The organism is Pseudacidovorax sp. 1753, from assembly GCF_040544975.1.
In the GTDB taxonomy this organism is placed as follows: Bacteria; Pseudomonadota; Gammaproteobacteria; order Burkholderiales; family Burkholderiaceae_C; genus Xenophilus.
The window spans coordinates 112,432-127,369 of the sequence record NZ_JBEPKY010000002.1; the positions used below are offsets into that span (position 1 = coordinate 112,432).

Below are 14,938 nucleotides of genomic sequence, written 5' to 3' on the forward strand. Positions count from 1 at the left end.
CGTTCAGCGGCGAGCGCGGCGCGACGACTTGGTCGTCGCCGCTTCCTCCCGCTCCCACACCCTTTCCTGCCGCAGCCATTCGCGTAGCGCGCCGGGCGCTTCCAGGGCTTGCAGCAGCTGCCGCAACCCCTTCTGCGCCGCGACGAGCGACTGCTTGCGCGCGCGCAGGTCCGCCTCGAAACGAGCGGCGGTGAGCGTGGGATGCGGCGGTAGCCCGAACGCTGCCGCCAGCCGCACCTGCTCGGCCCGCCATTGCGTTTGCAGATCGGTCAGTTGGCTTTCGAGCAGGCGGTTGTAGCGCGCGACGGCCTCATCGTTCATCTGGGCCAGGCGGCTGGATTCCGCACTCGCCAGCGCCTGCTGGATCTCCAGCAGTTCGAGCAGTTGGCCGGCCTCGTAGGCGCGGTTGGCGCGCTGCATGAGCCCCGTCTTGCGCTCGCGCTCGGCCGGGTTGGGCTCGCGATCGGGATGCAGCTGGCTGGCCAGGCGGCGGTAGACCTCGCGCAGCGGTACGGCCGTGTCGCGCGCTTCAGCCAGGGCCACACGCTCCTTGGCCTGGCGCGTGCGGTGGGCCCGGTGCGCGGCGCGGGCGGCCTCGGCCAGCTCGGCGGCGGCACGGGCGTGGGCTTCGGCGCGGTCGGCGAGCGTGACGGGGTCGTCGTCGGGCGGGGTGCCGGCGTCTGCCGTTGCGCCAACCTCGTCGTCGGATGGGCGCGCGCGACGGTCGGGCTCCACATCATCTGACCAGCCTTCGGATGCCTCGGGCGCGTAGTAGGCCCGCAAGCGCTGCATCGCCGCGCGCCGCGTCGCGTCCTCGGTCTCTTCGAGTTCACCCGCCAGTTGCGCGATCAGTCCATGCAGCCGCATGCGCTCGGGATGCGACAGGCGCTCGCCGCCGGAGGCCAGCGCATCGAGCCGCTCGACCAATTCCGCCCTTAGCGCGTCGTAGGCCTCGTGCAATGGCGCCACGTCGCGCGCGTACTGCACGCCCAAGCGCTCCGACAGCGCCTGCCACTCCGCCAGCCGCGCGCGGGCGGCCTCGATGTCGGCCAGCAGCTGCGCGAAGGCCGCACGCGGCGAGGCGTCCGACGCGGCCTCGGGTTTCGCCAGGTCCTGCCGACGTGCGACGTCTCCGCCCGTCATCAACGCCGGTCCGCCAGGCGGTCGGTCTCGCGGATCAGCGCGTCGAGGATGCCGGGCTCGGAATAGGCATGCCCCGCGCCTTCGATCCGATGGAAGTTCGCGTCGGGCCAGGCCTGGTGCAGCGACCAGGCGTAGCGCATCGGGCAGGGCATGTCGTAGCGGCCATGGACGATGGCACCGGGAATGCCCTTCAGCCGGTGCGCATCGCGCAGCAGCTGGCCTTCCTCCAGCCAGGCGCCGTGCACGAAATAGTGGTTCTCGATGCGCGCGAAGGCCAGGGCGAAATGCGGGTCGCGGAAGGGCTCGCTGAAGGCGGCGTCGGGCAGCAGCGTGATGGTCTCGCCCTCCCAGATCGTCCAGGCCTGGGCGCAGGCCAGCCTGGCGGCTTCGTCGTCGCCCACGAGCCGGCGACGATAGGCCGCGATCATGTCGTGCCGCTCTTCCACTGGAATGGGTGCCTGGAAGCCCTCCCACTTGTCCGGAAACATCTCGGAGACGCCGAACTGGTAGTACCACTGCAGTTCGGCCTTCGTGACGGTGTAGACGCCGCGCAGCACCAGCGCGCTGACCCGCTGCGGGTGTGTCTCGGCATAGGCCAGCGCCAGTGTGGAGCCCCAGGAGCCGCCGAAGACCTGCCAGCGCGGCACGCCCACGATCTCCTCCCGCAGCCGCTCGATGTCGGCGACCAGGTGCCAGGTGGTGTTGGCCTCCAGGCTCGCGTGGGGCGTCGACTGGCCGCAGCCGCGCTGGTCGAAGAGCAGCACGTCGTAGCGCGCCGGATCGAAGAGTTGGCGATGAGCGGGCGAAATGCCGCCGCCCGGACCGCCGTGCAGGAAGACCACCGGCGTGGCGCCGGGCGTGCCGCAGCGCTCCCAGTAGACGTGGTGCCCGTCACCCGCGTCCAGCATGCCGGTGGCGTAGGGTTCGATGGCGGGATACAGCGTGCGCAATGCGGTGCTCATGGTGATTGATTGCGTTCAGGCCGATTCGTAGACGATGGCCGCCTGCCCGGCCTCGGCCTGCGCCATCCAGCTGGCCAGCGCCGCATCGACCGGGAAGAAGCGCGCCGACTCGCCCAGCTGCAGCTCCACCTGCGCACCCGCGCGCTTGAGCGCCAGCCGTACCGGCAGGCCACGGTGCACCTCGCCCTGCTCCGTCGCCTCCACCCGCGCCGGATGGTCGCGCACGATGCGGGCGATGTCCGGCAGCTTGCCGTTGACGGCCACGCGCAGGTACTTGCCGAAGCGGCAGCGGGCGGTGGCGAGGTCCCACACCTGCTGCACGTTGAAGCGCGGCTCGAAGCCGCCCCGGCCCGGCTGCAGCCGGCCGCTCACGATCACCAGTTCGTCTTCCTTGAGCAGGTTGCGCGCGGCGTCCAGCACGGCCTCGTCGGCCACGGCCTCGATGGTGGCGCTCTTGTCGTCCAACGCGAAGATGGCCAGCCGGCCGCGCTGCCCGCTGATGACACGCAGGCCGCTCACGATGCCGGCGATCATCTGCGGCTCGCGGCTGTCGATCAGCTCGTCGATCTGCCGGCGCGCGAACTGGCGCACCTCGCGCGAGACCTCGTCGAACAGGTGGCCCGAGAGGTAGAAGCCGATGGCGGTCTTCTCGTGGGTCAGGCGCTCCTTCACGCCCCAGGGCGTGACCTCGGCCAGGGGCGGCGCCTCGGTGCTGCAGCCGGGGCCGCCGTCCATCATGTCGAACAGGCCACCCTGGTTGGCATTGGCCTCCTGCGCGGCGGCGTAGTCGAAGGCGCGGTCGAGCGAGGCGACCAGCGCCGCGCGGTCCGCGTGCAGGGTGTCGAAGGCGCCGGCCTTGATCAGCGCCTCGACGGTGCGCTTGTTCATGCGCTGGCGGTCCACGCGGGCGCAGAAGTCGAACAGGCTCTGGAAAGGCCCGCCCTCCTCGCGCGCCTTCACGATGGCCTCGATGGCCAACTGGCCGGTGCCCTTGACGGCGCCCAGGCCATAGCGGATGACCTTGTCGCTGACCGGCTCGAAGCGGTAGCGGCCCCGGTTGACGTCGGGCGGCTCGAAGCTGATGCCGAAGTTCTTGACCGCATCTTCGAACAGCACCTTCAGCTTGTCGGTGTTGTCCATTTCCACCGTCATGTTGGCGCAGTAGAACTCGGCGGTGTAATGGACCTTGAGCCAGCCGGTGTGGTACGCCAGCAGCGAATAGGCGGCCGCGTGCGACTTGTTGAAGCCGTAGCCCGCGAACTTCTCCATCAGGTCGAAGATCTCGTCGGCCTTCTCCTGCGGGATGTTGTGGGTGGCGAGGGCACCGGCGCGAAACTTCTCGCGGTGCTCGGCCATTTCCTCGGCCTTCTTCTTGCCCATGGCCCGGCGCAGCAGGTCGGCGCCGCCGAGCGAGTAGCCGCCCAGGATCTGCGCCGTCTGCATCACCTGCTCCTGGTAGACCATGATCCCGTAGGTCTCGGAGAGCATCTCGGCCACGGCCGGGTGCGGGTACTCCACCTCTTCGCGGCCATGCTTGCGGGCCACGAAGCTGGGGATCAGGTCCATCGGGCCCGGACGGTACAACGCGTTCAGGGCGATCAGGTCCTCGAGCCGCGTCGGCCGCGCGTCGCGCAGCATGCCCTGCATGCCGCGGGATTCGAACTGGAACACGGCCTCGGTCTTGCCCTCCTGGAACAGCCGGTAAGTCGGCTTGTCGTCCAGCGGGATGTTCTCGTAGGCAAAACCTTCCTGGCCCTTGTGGCGCTGCACGATGAACTCGCGCGCGATCTCCAGGATGGTGAGCGTGGCCAGGCCCAGGAAGTCGAACTTGACCAGGCCGATGGCCTCCACGTCGTCCTTGTCGTACTGGCTCACCGCCGACTCGCTGCCCGGCTGCTGGTAGAGCGGACAGAAGTCGGTGAGCTTGCCCGGCGCGATCAGCACGCCGCCGGCGTGCATGCCGATGTTGCGCGTCATGCCTTCGAGCTTCTGCGCCATTTCGACGACGGTCTTGACCTCTTCCTCCTTCTCGATGCGCTCGGCCAGCTGCGGCTCGGCGGCGATGGCGTACTTCTCCTTGTCGGCCTCGGACAGGTCCTTGGGCGGGTACTGCAGCGTGACCGGCTTGCCCGGCTTGTTGGGAATGAGCTTGCTGATGCCGTCGCAGAAGTTGTAGCTCATGTCCATCACGCGGCCCACGTCGCGGATGGCGGCGCGGGCGGCCATGGTGCCGAAGGTGGCGATCTGGCTCACCGCGTTGCGGCCGTACTTCTGCTTGACGTACTCGATGACGCGGTCGCGGTTGCCCTGACAGAAGTCGATGTCGAAGTCGGGCATGGACACCCGCTCCGGGTTCAGGAAGCGCTCGAACAGCAGGTTGTATTCGAGCGGGTCCAGGTCGGTGATCTTCAGCGCATAGGCCACCAGCGAGCCCGCACCCGAACCCCGACCGGGGCCCACCGGGCAGCCGTTGTTCTTGGCCCAGTTGATGAAGTCGCCCACGATCAGGAAGTAGCCCGGGAAGCCCATCTTGAGGATGGTGCCGATCTCGAACTCCAGCCGCTCCACATAGCGCGGGCGCTGCCTGTCGCGCTTGGCCGCGTCGGGGTACAGGTGCACGAGGCGCTCCTCCAGGCCCTCGAAGGAGGCCAGGCGGAAGAACTCCTCCATCGGCACGCCGCCCGGCGTCGGAAAGTCGGGCAGCCGCGGCTTGCCCAGCACCAGGGTGAGGTTGCAGCGGCGGGCGATCTCCACCGTGTTGGCGATGGCGCTGGGGATGTCGGCGAAGAGCGCGCACATCTGCTCAGCGCTCTTGAAATACTGCTCGCGGGTGAAGCGGCGCACCCGGCGCTGGTTGCCCAGAATCTCGCCTTCGGAGATGCAGACGCGGGCCTCGTGGGCCTCGAATTCGTCCGGCTCCAGGAACTGGACCGGGTGCGTGGCCACCACCGGCAGCGACAGGCGGGCCGCCAGCTTGACGGCGGCCACGACATGGGGCTCGTCCTCGGGACGGCCGGCGCGCTGCAGTTCCAGGTAGAAGCGGTGCGGGAACATGCCGGCAAGGCGCAGCGCCACCTCGCGCGCACGCTCGTCGTTGCCGGTGGCCAGGGGTGCGCCCAGCGGGCCGGCCTGGGCGCCCGAGAGCAGGATCAGCCCGCCGTTGAGTTCCTCCAGCCAGGCCCATTTGGCCTTGGCCTGGCCTTCGCCGCGACCCACGTTCTGGGTCCAGCCGCGGGCCAGCAATTCGCAGAGGTTGAGGTAGCCCTCGCGGCTTTGCACCAGCAGCACGACGCGCGAGGGCGGCGCGTCGGCATCCAGGCCTTCCATGGCCACTTCGCAGCCCAGGAGCGGCTTGACGCCCTTGCCGCGGGCCTGCTTGTAGAACTTGACGCCGCCGAAGAGGTTGTTGAGGTCGGTGATGGCCAGGGCGGGCTGGCCGTCCTTGGCGGCTGCCTTGACGACTTCGTCGATGCGGGTGGTGCCGTCGACGACGGAAAACTCGGTGTGCAGGCGCAGATGAACGAACATTCGCGCGATTGTAAAAAGCCCCCCGGCCCGCAAGGTCGACAGTGATCGGGCCGGCCTTGAACTGCGTAAGGCCAGAACACCCGCTCCCCGCGAACCGTGCTGCACTTCCCATGACCGAGCCCCGAGGTTTCAAGGGCAACAAGGCCGCCCTGCCCGCCAAGCCCTGCGCCGTCTGCGGCCGGCCGATGACGTGGCGCAAGGCCTGGGCCCGCAACTGGGACGAGGTGCGCTACTGCTCCGAGGCCTGCCGGCGTCGCCGTGCCGAGGCGCCACGGTGACGCTGCGCAACCTGGTGCTCGTTCTGGGCGACCAGCTCGACCTGGAGGCCAGCGGCTTCGACGATTTCGATGTCGCGCAGGACGCCGTCTGGATGGCCGAGGTGGACGACGAGGCCAGCCATGTCTGGTCGATCCAGCCGCGCATTGCCATCTTCCTGGCCGCGATGCGGCATTTCGCCCAGGCGCTGGTGGAAGCCGGCCGTACGGTGCACTACACCCGCCTCGACGGGAAAGGCAATCGCGGCAGCCTGGCGGCCGAACTCGAACTGGCCATCCGCACGCACCGGCCGCAAGGGCTGGTGATGACTGCACCGGGCGAGCACCGGGTGCTCAAGGCGCTCCAGGCGGTGGCTGCCGCCGAAGGCGTGCCGCTGGAAATCCGCGAAGACCGGCATTTCTTCTGCACCGTCCGCGAATTCGCCGCCCATGCACGGGGCCGACGGCAATTGCGCATGGAGTTCTTCTACCGCGAGCAACGCCGCCGCCACGACGTGCTGATGGATGGCGACGAGCCCGTCGGCGGCCAGTGGAACTACGACGCAGAGAACCGCGCCTCATTCGGCAAGACCGGTCCGGGCTTGGTGCCGGCGGCGCCGGCCTTCGGACCTGACCCGCTCACCCAGGGCGTGCTCGACCTGGTGGCCGAGCGCTTCGCCGACCGGCCCGGAAAGCTTGCGAACTTCGCCTGGCCGGTCACGCGAGCCCAGGCCCTGGACGCTCTGGCCGACTTCATCAGCCACCGCCTGGCCGGTTTCGGCCACTGGCAGGACGCCATGTGGCCGGGCGAGCCGTGGCTCTGGCATTCGCGCCTGTCGGCCGCGATGAACCTCAAGCTGCTCCATCCGCGAGAAGTGGTCGAGGCCGTCGAGAAGGCGTACCGCGCAGGCCATGTGCCGCTGGCCAGCGCCGAGGGCTTCATCCGCCAGGTCCTGGGCTGGCGCGAGTACGTGCGCGGCATCTACTGGACACGCATGCCGCGCTACCTGGAACTCAACGCGCTCGGCGCCAAGGAGCCATTGCCCGGCTTCTATTGGACCGGTGACACGCCCATGGCCTGCCTGGCCGACGCCATCGGCCAGACGCTGGAACACGGCTACGCCCACCACATCCAGCGCCTCATGGTCACCGGGCTCTATGCCCTGCTGCTGGGCGTCGAGCCGCAGCAGGTCCACGCCTGGTACCTCGCGGTCTATGTCGATGCGGTGGAATGGGTGGAACTGCCCAACACGCTGGGCATGAGCCAGTTCGGCGACGGCGGCCTGATGGGCAGCAAGCCCTATGTGGCCACCGGCCGCTACATCGAGCGCATGAGCGCCGGCAGCCTGTGCGGCCGCTGCCGCTTCAAGCCGGCGGAGCGCCTGGGCGACGAGGCCTGCCCCTTCACCACCCTCTACTGGGACTTCCTGGCGCGCCACGAGGAGCGCCTGGCGTCCAATCCGCGCATGACCATGCAGTTGCGCAACCTGCAGCGCCTGGACGCTGACGAGCGTCGGCGCATCGCTGAACGCTCGGCCGCCATCCGGCGCGGCGAGATCGTCGGTTGACGCACAAGACCACTGCGCTACCCCACCTCTCCTCCCACAACAACGCCGTCTGCCCATGTCCCAGACCCTGCTCGTCACCGGCGCCACCGGCTTCGTGGGCCGCCATCTCGTCCGCCGGCTGCTGGCGGACGGCCATGCGGTCATCGCGCTCTCCCGCGATCCCGCGCGCGCCGGCCGGACCCTGGGGCCGCAGGTGCGGGTGGTCGGCCAGCTGTCCGACATCGCGGCCGACACCCCCATCGACGCCTGCATCCACCTGGCCGGCGCGCGGGTCATCGGCCCGCCCTGGACCCAGTCCCGGCGCGAGGAACTGATGCGCAGCCGGGCCGCGCCAGCCTCCCAGTTGCTGGCACTGATGCACCGGCTGGCGCGCCCGCCCCGCGCCCTGCTGGTGGCGTCGGCCATCGGCTGGTATGGCAAGGTGCAGACAGGCGCCGACCTGCCTTGCGACGAAAGTGCGCCGCCGCAGCCCGGGCAGTTCCAGTCCGACCTGTGCGCCGCCATCGAACGCGATGCGCAGCTCGCCGAGGCGCTGGGCGTGCGTGTGGTGCGTCTGCGCTTCGGCGTGGTGCTGGGCACCGACGGCGGCGCCTATCCGCCACAGGCCCTGGCGGCACGCCTGGGCCTGGGCGCGGTGCTGGGCGACGGCCGGCAGCCCTCGCCCTGGGTGCATGTGGACGATGTGGTGGGCCTGGCCTGCTTCGCCCTGGCGCAAGAGACGATGGCCGGGCCGGTCAATGTCGTGGCGCCGCCGACGCCCACGCAGTCCGAATTCGTCCATGCGCTGGCGGCGTCCTACGGGCGGAAGGTGCGCCTGCGCGTTCCGGGGTTGGCCGTGCGCCTCGCCATGGGCGAGATGTCCGACCTGCTGCTGGCCGGCCGGAATGTGGTGCCTGCTGTGGCACAGCAGGCCGGCTATGCCTTTATCCATCCTTCGCTGGAGGCGGCCCTGGCCGCCTTGGCGGCCGAGTCGCGGCGCGCCTTGGCCGGCGCCCGCTGACGCCGGACGCTCACCAATAGCCCAGCACCTTCCACCACAGAAGCCCCACGGTCGCGAAGACCGCCAGTTCCACCACCGCCATCACCAGCCCCACGAACCACCAGCGGCCCATGCCCACGTAGCCGCTGCCGAAGACGATCGGCGAAGTACCGGTGGCGTAGTGGGTCAGGGTCATCATGATGCAGGAGGCCGCCGCCATCATGAGCAGGAAGGGCACGAGGTAGGCGCCAGGCACCAGGTGCGCGCCCACGCTCAGGAAGGCCAGCAGCATGGCACTGATGTGCGCCGTCGTGCTGGCAAAGAGGTAGTGCGAGAACAGGAAGACCAGCACCAGCACCGCCGCCGCGGGCAGCCAGCCCATGCCGCTGGACTCGATGCCACTGCGCAGGCCCGCCGAGAACCAGCCGATCACGCCGGCCTTGTTGAGCTCGCCCGCCAGCATCACCAGGGCGCCGAACCACACCAGCGTGTCCCAGGCGCTCTTCTCGGTCAGCACATCCTCCCAGTCCAGCGTGCCGGTGATCAGCAGCATGAACAGGCCGAGCAACGCCACCACCGTTGCATCCAGGCTGAAGGCCTTGCCCAGCAGCAGGGCCGGCACGTCGGCCCACAGCACCAGCAGCAGCGCGAAGGTGCCCAGCATGACCCACTCACGGCCCTGTAGCGGGCCCATGCGGGCCAGTTCGGCGCGCGCGAAGGTCACGGCATCGGGCGTGCGCGTCACCTCGGGCCGGGCCAGCACGTAGATCACCAGGGGCATCAGCGCCATGCACACCAGGCCGGGCAACAGCATGGCCAGCGCCCAGGTGCCCCAGCTCAGGTGGAAGGACTGGTTCGTCACCTTCGCCACGTAGTCGACCACCAGCGGATTGGGCGCCGTGGCCGTGACGAACATGGCCGAACTGATCGGGTTGGCGTGGTAGTTGACCAGCGCCAGGTAGGTGCCGACCTTGCCCTGCGTCTTCTGCTCCGGATCGGAGCCGAAGGCATGGGCGATGGACTTCATGATCGGGTGCACGATGCCGCCGCCCCGGGCGGTGTTGCTGGGCGTGAACGGCGCCAGGATCAGCTCACAGGCCGCCAGGCCGTAGCCGATGCCCAGGGTGCGCCGCCCGAGCAGCGAGATGAACCAGAAGCCGATGCGCGCGCCCAGCCCGGTCTTCTTGAGCCCACGCGAGATCATCACCGAGACCACGATCAGCCAGATCAGCGGATTGCCGAAGCTGGCCAGCGCATCGGTGATCGCCCCCTTGGACGAGGTGGCGGTGACCTGCGACAGCGCCACCACCATGATGGCCATCATCGCCATCACGCCGATGGGCATGACCTTGAGGATGATCGCCACGATGGTGGTCAGGAAGATAGCCACCAACGCCCAGGCCTTGGGCGTGAGGCCGTCGGGCCTGGGCACGAGCAGAAGGCCGATCAGCACGGCGGTGGCGATGGTGGCCGGCACGATGCGGAAGGGCACCGCGCGGCGAAAGTGGTCGAGCATCCTGGAAATCATGGCCATGGCCGGGTCGTCGGGAACGTGCCCATCGTGCAGGCGCGCTGCCCGGGGAGCCTTGACTCATGTCAACCGAAGCCGGATGTGCCCGATCACGCGCGGACGCCTTCCTACAATCCGCGCCGTGTCCGAATCCGTGCTCAACATCTCCGCCTATCTCTTCGTGCCCATCGACGACCGCGACACGCTGCGGCCGCACTTGCTTGAGCGTTGCCGTGCGCTGGGCCTGATGGGCACCATCCTGCTGGCCGAGGAAGGCATCAACCTTTTCCTGGCAGGCGCGCCCGAGGCAGTGCGCGGCTTCGTGGCCGAGCTGCGTGCCGATCCCCGCTTCGCGCCGCTGGCGCCCAAGGAAAGCTGGTCCGCCCACCAGCCCTTCCGCCGCATGCTGGTCAAGAACAAGCGCGAGATCATCCGCATGGACCATCCGGCCATCCGCCCTTCCGCCGGCCGTGCGCCGGCGGTGGATGCGCCGACGCTCCGCCGCTGGCTGGACCAGGGGCACGACGACGCCGGCCAACCTGTGGTGATGCTGGACACCCGCAATGCCTTCGAGGTGGACTACGGCACTTTCGAGGACGCCATCGACTGGCGCATCGGCAAGTTCAGCGAGTTTCCAGCGGCGGTGCAGGCGCACCGCGACCAGCTGGAGGGCAAGACGGTGGTGAGCTTCTGCACCGGCGGCATCCGCTGCGAGAAGGCGGCCATCTACATGCACGAGCTGGGGCTGACCCATGTGCTGCAGCTCGAAGGCGGCATCCTCAAGTACTTCGAGGAAGTGGGCGGCGCGCATTACCGCGGCGACTGCTTCGTCTTCGATGGCCGCGAGGCCCTGGCGCCGGACCTGAGCGCGCGCTCGTCGCATGCGAGCGCACGGGCCTTCGAGGACCCGGATCTGCCGATCAAGCAGGGTTGAGGGCGGCGAGGTCGGGCGGCACCGCTGCCCGTTGCCAAACCCGTCTGCCTGCTCAAGCCTTGGAATTGCCCTCAGGCTCCGCCGCGCTCGTCTGCGACTGCGTCTTGAAGGGATGGTCCGGCAGCGGGATGAATTCCGTCTCGCCGGGCACATGGCCCATGCGCTGGGCCTCCCAGTCCGCACCCGCCTGCAGGATGCGTTCGCGGCGGCTGGAGACGAAGTTCCAGCTCATGAAGCGCGGGCCGTCCAGCGACGCGCCGCCCACCACCACCAGGCGGCGCGCGCCATCGGCGGTGATGCGCACCGGGGGCCGCTCGCCGGCCGCGGCGTCCTCGTCGGGCAGCACGCCCATGGTGTGCTGCGGCAGGGGCTCGCCGTCCAGCAGCACATCGCCATCGACGGCGTAGATCGCCATCTGCGGCGCCAGTGGCGGCAGCGAGAAGGCGCCGCCCGCCGGCAGCGCAATGTCGAGGTAGAGCGTCGGCATCAGCGTGGGCACGGGCGAGCGCAGGCCGAAGGCCTCGCCCACGAGCACGCGCACCGGCACGCCCTCCACCTCCGTCGCGGGAATGTCCGCGGCTGCCGTGTGCGAGAAGCTGGGCTCGACCTCCTCGTGCTCGCGCGGCAGCGCGCACCACAGCTGCAGGCCGTGGTTGACGTAGGTCTCGGTCTTGAGCGCCTGGGGCTTGCGCTCGGAATGCACGATGCCGCGGCCGGCCGTCATCCAGTTGATCGCGCCGGGGCGGATCTCCTGCTCGGTGCCCAGGCTGTCGCGGTGCATCATCGCGCCCTCGAACAGGTAGGTGACCGTGGCGAGCCCGATGTGCGGATGGGGCCGCACGTCGTGCTGGTCTTCCGGTGTCTCGGTGGCCGGACCGAAATGGTCGAAGAAGACGAAGGGGCCGACCGCGCGCCGTTGCGCGGCCGGCAGCACGCGGCGAACCTGAAAGCCGCCGCCCAGGTCCTTGGCATGCGGATGGAGCGTGAGAAGGTCGGACATGGCGGCTCTCCGGTTCGGTTGGCGTGGATGGGATGCAGAGGGATCAGGCCAGCAGCTTCAGCGCGCCTTGCAGGCGCTCGCCGAAGGCGCGGGCGGTCTGCAGGTCGCCAGCCGGGATCTCGGCGGGGCTCGCGTCTGCGGGCGAGGTGGTCATCAGGCCACCGAAGCCACCAACGTAGTTGAGCGAGTCGCGGCTGGATTCCTTCTTGTTGCTCGGCACGATGCCCAGGCCAGCCCACAGGCCGCCGTGCTGCATGGCCAGCTGCCAGAAGTAGGCGATGGTGGCGAACTTGTCGCCGTTCATGGTGGCGCTGTTGGTGAAGCCGGCGAAGAGCTTGTCCTTCCAGCCCTGGACGAACCAGACCTTGGACGAGGCGTCGGCGAACTTCTTGAACTGCCAGCTGGGGGCGCCCATGTAGGTCGGCGCGCCGAAGACGATCAGCTTGGCCGCGGCCAGCGTTTCCCAACCGCCTTCGGGCAGGTTGCCATCCGCGTCGATGGCGATCACGGCGGCGTTGGCGCCTTCTGCGACGGCCTGCGCGACGCGCTGGGTGTGGCCGTAGCCGGAGTGGTAGACGATGGCGATGTCGGTCATGGGAGTTCCAGGTTCAGAAAGGGATTGGAAAAAGATGGGCCGTGGCGCCAGCACCGCGGCCCGCGGGCATCACTTCTTGTCGATGCTGAAACGGCCGGGGCCGAAGGCAAAGAAGGCCAGGAAGCCGCCGGCAATGGCGAAGTTCTTGAAGAAGTTGGTCTTCTGGGCCATCACCATTTCGGGGGGCACATTCCAGAAGGCATGGCCCAGGAAGGCGGTGGCGACGGTGAACACGGCCAGGATGATGGCCATCAGGCGCGTCTTGAAGCCGACCAGGAAGAGCAGACAGACCAGCAGTTCGACCACCACGGCGATCACCGCCGCCACCTCGGGCATGGGCACGCCGATCTTGCCGAAATAGCCGACGGTGCCGGCAAAGCCGGTGAGCTTGCTCCAGCCGGCGGGCAGGAACAGCAGTGCGATGAGCACGCGGCCGACCAGGGCTGCGGCGTCCTGGGTCGGGGTGGTGTTGGAGGTCTGGGTGATGGCCATGGAAGTAGCTCCTTGCGTTGAAAAAATCGGTTTGGACAGATTGGAAGCAGTGAAAGATGCCGCCGCATGACGGACGGCACCGCGAAGGGAATCGATGAAGAAACGGCCCGCACAGGGCGGGCCGTCTCATTCTGCGATCACGGCGCCAGGTCGAACACCAGCACCTCGGCGTCCTGGCCGCCGGCCAGGCTCAGCTGCGACTCGGCCGCGATCATCGCCGCATCGCCGCCCTGCAGGCGCTGGCCGTTGACGTCCAGCGCACCGCGGATCAGGTGCACATAGGCCTTGCGGGCCGGGTCGAGCTTCAGCTCGGCCGCCTCGTCGCCGTCGAACAGGCCGGCATAGAGCCGCGCGTCGGCATGCATGCTCACGGCGGCGGCTTCGCCTTCGGGCGCCGCCACCAGGGCCAGCTTGCCGCGCTTGTCGGCCACGTCGACCTGCTTCTGCTCATAGCCCGGCGGGATGCCGCGCACATTGGGTTCGATCCAGATCTGCAGGAAGTGCGTGGTCTGGTCGGCCTTGTGGTTGAACTCGCTGTGCATCACGCCGCGGCCCGCGCTCATGCGCTGGACGTCGCCGGGCGGGATCGATTCGACGTTGCCCATGCTGTCCTTGTGGGCCAGCTCGCCGTCGAGCACGTAGCTGATGATCTCCATGTCGCGGTGGCCATGGGTGCCGAAGCCGGCGCCGGCGGCCACGCGGTCCTCGTTGATCACCCGCAGGTTGCCCCAGCCCATGAAGGCGGGGTCGTAGTAGCCGGCGAACGAGAAGCTGTGAAAGGACTTGAGCCAGCCATGGTCGGCATAGCCACGTTCCTGGGACTTGCGGATCTGCAGCATGATGTTGAACTCCTTCGAATGGGGCTGGCGGTGGCGCCTGCTGCGCCGGCCTTCCCCGGTAGGCGGCACCGAACTGCGCCGCGATGGGATGAACTTTAGGCCGGCGGACCCGGCTTGAAACCGCAGTGCATTGAAGACGTCGTTCAAATTTTTTGAATGACAATCCGGCCATGCCCACCGCCCGCGAAGTGCTCACGCCCGACGCCCTGGCCATGCTGCAGACCGTGGTCGACCGCGGCAGCTTCGCCGCCGCCGCCCGCAGCCTGGGGCTGGTGCCCTCGGCCCTCACCTACCGTGTGCGGCAGATCGAGGACGCGCTGGACGTGCTGCTGTTCGACCGCAGCGCCCGCCAGGCCAAACTGACCGAGGCGGGCCGCGAACTGCTGCGCGATGCGGTGCGGCTGTTGGGCGAGATCGACGCGGTGGCGAACCGCGTGCGCCGCATCGCCACGGGCTGGGAACCTCAGCTGACCATCGCCATCGACAGCGTGATCGCCCGCGACCCGCTCTACGACCTGGTGGGCGCCTTCTATGCCCTGGCGCCACCCACGCGGCTGAAGCTGCGCGACGAGACCCTGCTGGGGACCATCGAGGCGCTGACCAGCGGCCAGGCCGACCTGGCCATCGGCTCGGTGCTCGACGCGGACGGGCTGGGCTTCACCGGCACCGGCATCCGCAGCTGTGTGCTGGGTCAGCTGTCCTTCGTCTATGCCGTGGCACCGAACCATCCGCTCACGCGCACCAGCTTGCCCGTCACCGAGGCCATGATGCGCCAGCACCGCGCCGTCGCCGCCGCCGATTCGGCGCGGCTGTCGCAAGGCATGAACGTCAACCTGCTGGCCGGGCAGGACGTGCTCACCGTGCCCACCATGCAGGCCAAGCTGCATGCCCAGCTGCACGGGCTGGGTGCCGGCTTCCTGCCCGAGCCGATGGCCCGGCCCTATGTGGAGGCCGGCCACCTGGTTGCGCTCCCCACCGAACGCGCCGCCCCCACCACCAACATGCATGCCGCATGGCGCGTGCGCAGCGCCGCCCAGCCAGGCCTGGCGCTGCAGTGGTGGCTGTCGCAGTTCGAGCATACGGGCACGCGCGAGGCCCTGCTGACGCAGCACCGCGGCCGCTGAAGGCGAGGCC

13 protein-coding genes are annotated in these 14,938 nt (G+C 69.1%); 5 read left to right on the forward strand and 8 right to left on the reverse strand.

Features of this window, described 5'->3' with window-relative positions; all coding sequences use genetic code 11:
• Positions 1–3: 3 nt before the first annotated feature.
• The 3 genes from ABIC63_RS02910 to dnaE are packed head-to-tail and all read right to left on the reverse strand — an operon-like array spanning position 4 to position 5,633.
• Complete coding sequence (locus ABIC63_RS02910; protein ID WP_354318631.1) at positions 4–1,143, reverse strand: J domain-containing protein; 1,140 nt, start codon at positions 1,141–1,143, stop codon at positions 4–6.
• On the reverse strand, positions 1,143–2,105 hold the full coding sequence (pip, locus tag ABIC63_RS02915) for a prolyl aminopeptidase (RefSeq protein WP_354318632.1): 963 nt from the start codon (positions 2,103–2,105) through the stop codon (positions 1,143–1,145). The genes ABIC63_RS02910 and pip overlap by 1 nt, the downstream gene beginning before the upstream one ends.
• A 15-nt stretch (positions 2,106–2,120) precedes the next feature.
• Positions 2,121–5,633: a DNA polymerase III subunit alpha gene (gene dnaE, locus ABIC63_RS02920; RefSeq protein WP_354318633.1), complete on the reverse strand. Its 3,513-nt coding sequence runs from the start codon at positions 5,631–5,633 to the stop codon at positions 2,121–2,123.
• A 110-nt stretch (positions 5,634–5,743) separates the two neighbouring features.
• On the opposite strand from dnaE, the gene ABIC63_RS02925 reads away from it, so the two are divergent.
• The 3 genes from ABIC63_RS02925 to ABIC63_RS02935 are packed head-to-tail and all read left to right on the forward strand — an operon-like array spanning position 5,744 to position 8,455.
• Entirely contained in the window at positions 5,744–5,911 is a 168-nt protein-coding gene (locus tag ABIC63_RS02925) for a DUF2256 domain-containing protein (RefSeq protein WP_294369387.1), read from the forward strand.
• A 2-nt stretch (positions 5,912–5,913) separates the two neighbouring features.
• A complete protein-coding gene (locus tag ABIC63_RS02930) occupies positions 5,914–7,455 on the forward strand; it encodes a cryptochrome/photolyase family protein (protein ID WP_354318829.1) in 1,542 nt (513 codons plus the stop codon).
• A 55-nt stretch (positions 7,456–7,510) separates the two neighbouring features.
• On the forward strand, positions 7,511–8,455 hold the full coding sequence (locus ABIC63_RS02935) for a TIGR01777 family oxidoreductase (protein ID WP_354318634.1): 945 nt from the start codon (positions 7,511–7,513) through the stop codon (positions 8,453–8,455).
• A gap of 10 nt (positions 8,456–8,465) precedes the next feature.
• Here ABIC63_RS02935 and ABIC63_RS02940 read toward each other — a convergent pair whose 3' ends face one another.
• Positions 8,466–9,968, reverse strand: coding sequence for a DASS family sodium-coupled anion symporter (locus ABIC63_RS02940; protein WP_354318635.1), 1,503 nt, complete (start codon positions 9,966–9,968; stop codon positions 8,466–8,468).
• Between the two features lie 76 nt (positions 9,969–10,044).
• Between ABIC63_RS02940 and ABIC63_RS02945 the strand changes: the two genes are divergently transcribed.
• Positions 10,045–10,878 carry a sulfurtransferase gene (locus ABIC63_RS02945; protein ID WP_354318636.1) on the forward strand — a complete coding sequence of 278 codons (834 nt, stop codon included), beginning with the start codon at positions 10,045–10,047 and terminating at the stop codon, positions 10,876–10,878.
• 52 nt (positions 10,879–10,930) lie between these two features.
• Here the strand turns inward: ABIC63_RS02945 and ABIC63_RS02950 are convergent, their stop codons facing one another.
• The 4 genes from ABIC63_RS02950 to ABIC63_RS02965 all read right to left on the reverse strand — a co-directional run bounded on the left by ABIC63_RS02950 (position 10,931) and on the right by ABIC63_RS02965 (position 13,804).
• On the reverse strand, positions 10,931–11,878 hold the full coding sequence (locus ABIC63_RS02950; RefSeq protein WP_354318637.1) for a pirin family protein: 948 nt from the start codon (positions 11,876–11,878) through the stop codon (positions 10,931–10,933).
• Between the two features lie 43 nt (positions 11,879–11,921).
• Complete coding sequence (locus tag ABIC63_RS02955) at positions 11,922–12,473, reverse strand: flavodoxin family protein (protein WP_294369401.1); 552 nt, start codon at positions 12,471–12,473, stop codon at positions 11,922–11,924.
• 69 nt (positions 12,474–12,542) lie between these two features.
• A complete protein-coding gene (locus tag ABIC63_RS02960) occupies positions 12,543–12,965 on the reverse strand; it encodes a DoxX family protein (protein ID WP_294369404.1) in 423 nt (140 codons plus the stop codon).
• Positions 12,966–13,102: 137 nt separating this feature from the next.
• The gene (locus ABIC63_RS02965; protein ID WP_354318638.1) at positions 13,103–13,804 is read right to left on the reverse strand and encodes a pirin family protein; all 702 of its coding nucleotides are present in this window, start codon (positions 13,802–13,804) and stop codon (positions 13,103–13,105) included.
• 170 nt (positions 13,805–13,974) lie between these two features.
• Between ABIC63_RS02965 and ABIC63_RS02970 the strand changes: the two genes are divergently transcribed.
• Positions 13,975–14,928: a LysR family transcriptional regulator gene (locus ABIC63_RS02970; RefSeq protein ID WP_294369409.1), complete on the forward strand. Its 954-nt coding sequence runs from the start codon at positions 13,975–13,977 to the stop codon at positions 14,926–14,928.
• Positions 14,929–14,938 lie beyond the last annotated feature (10 nt).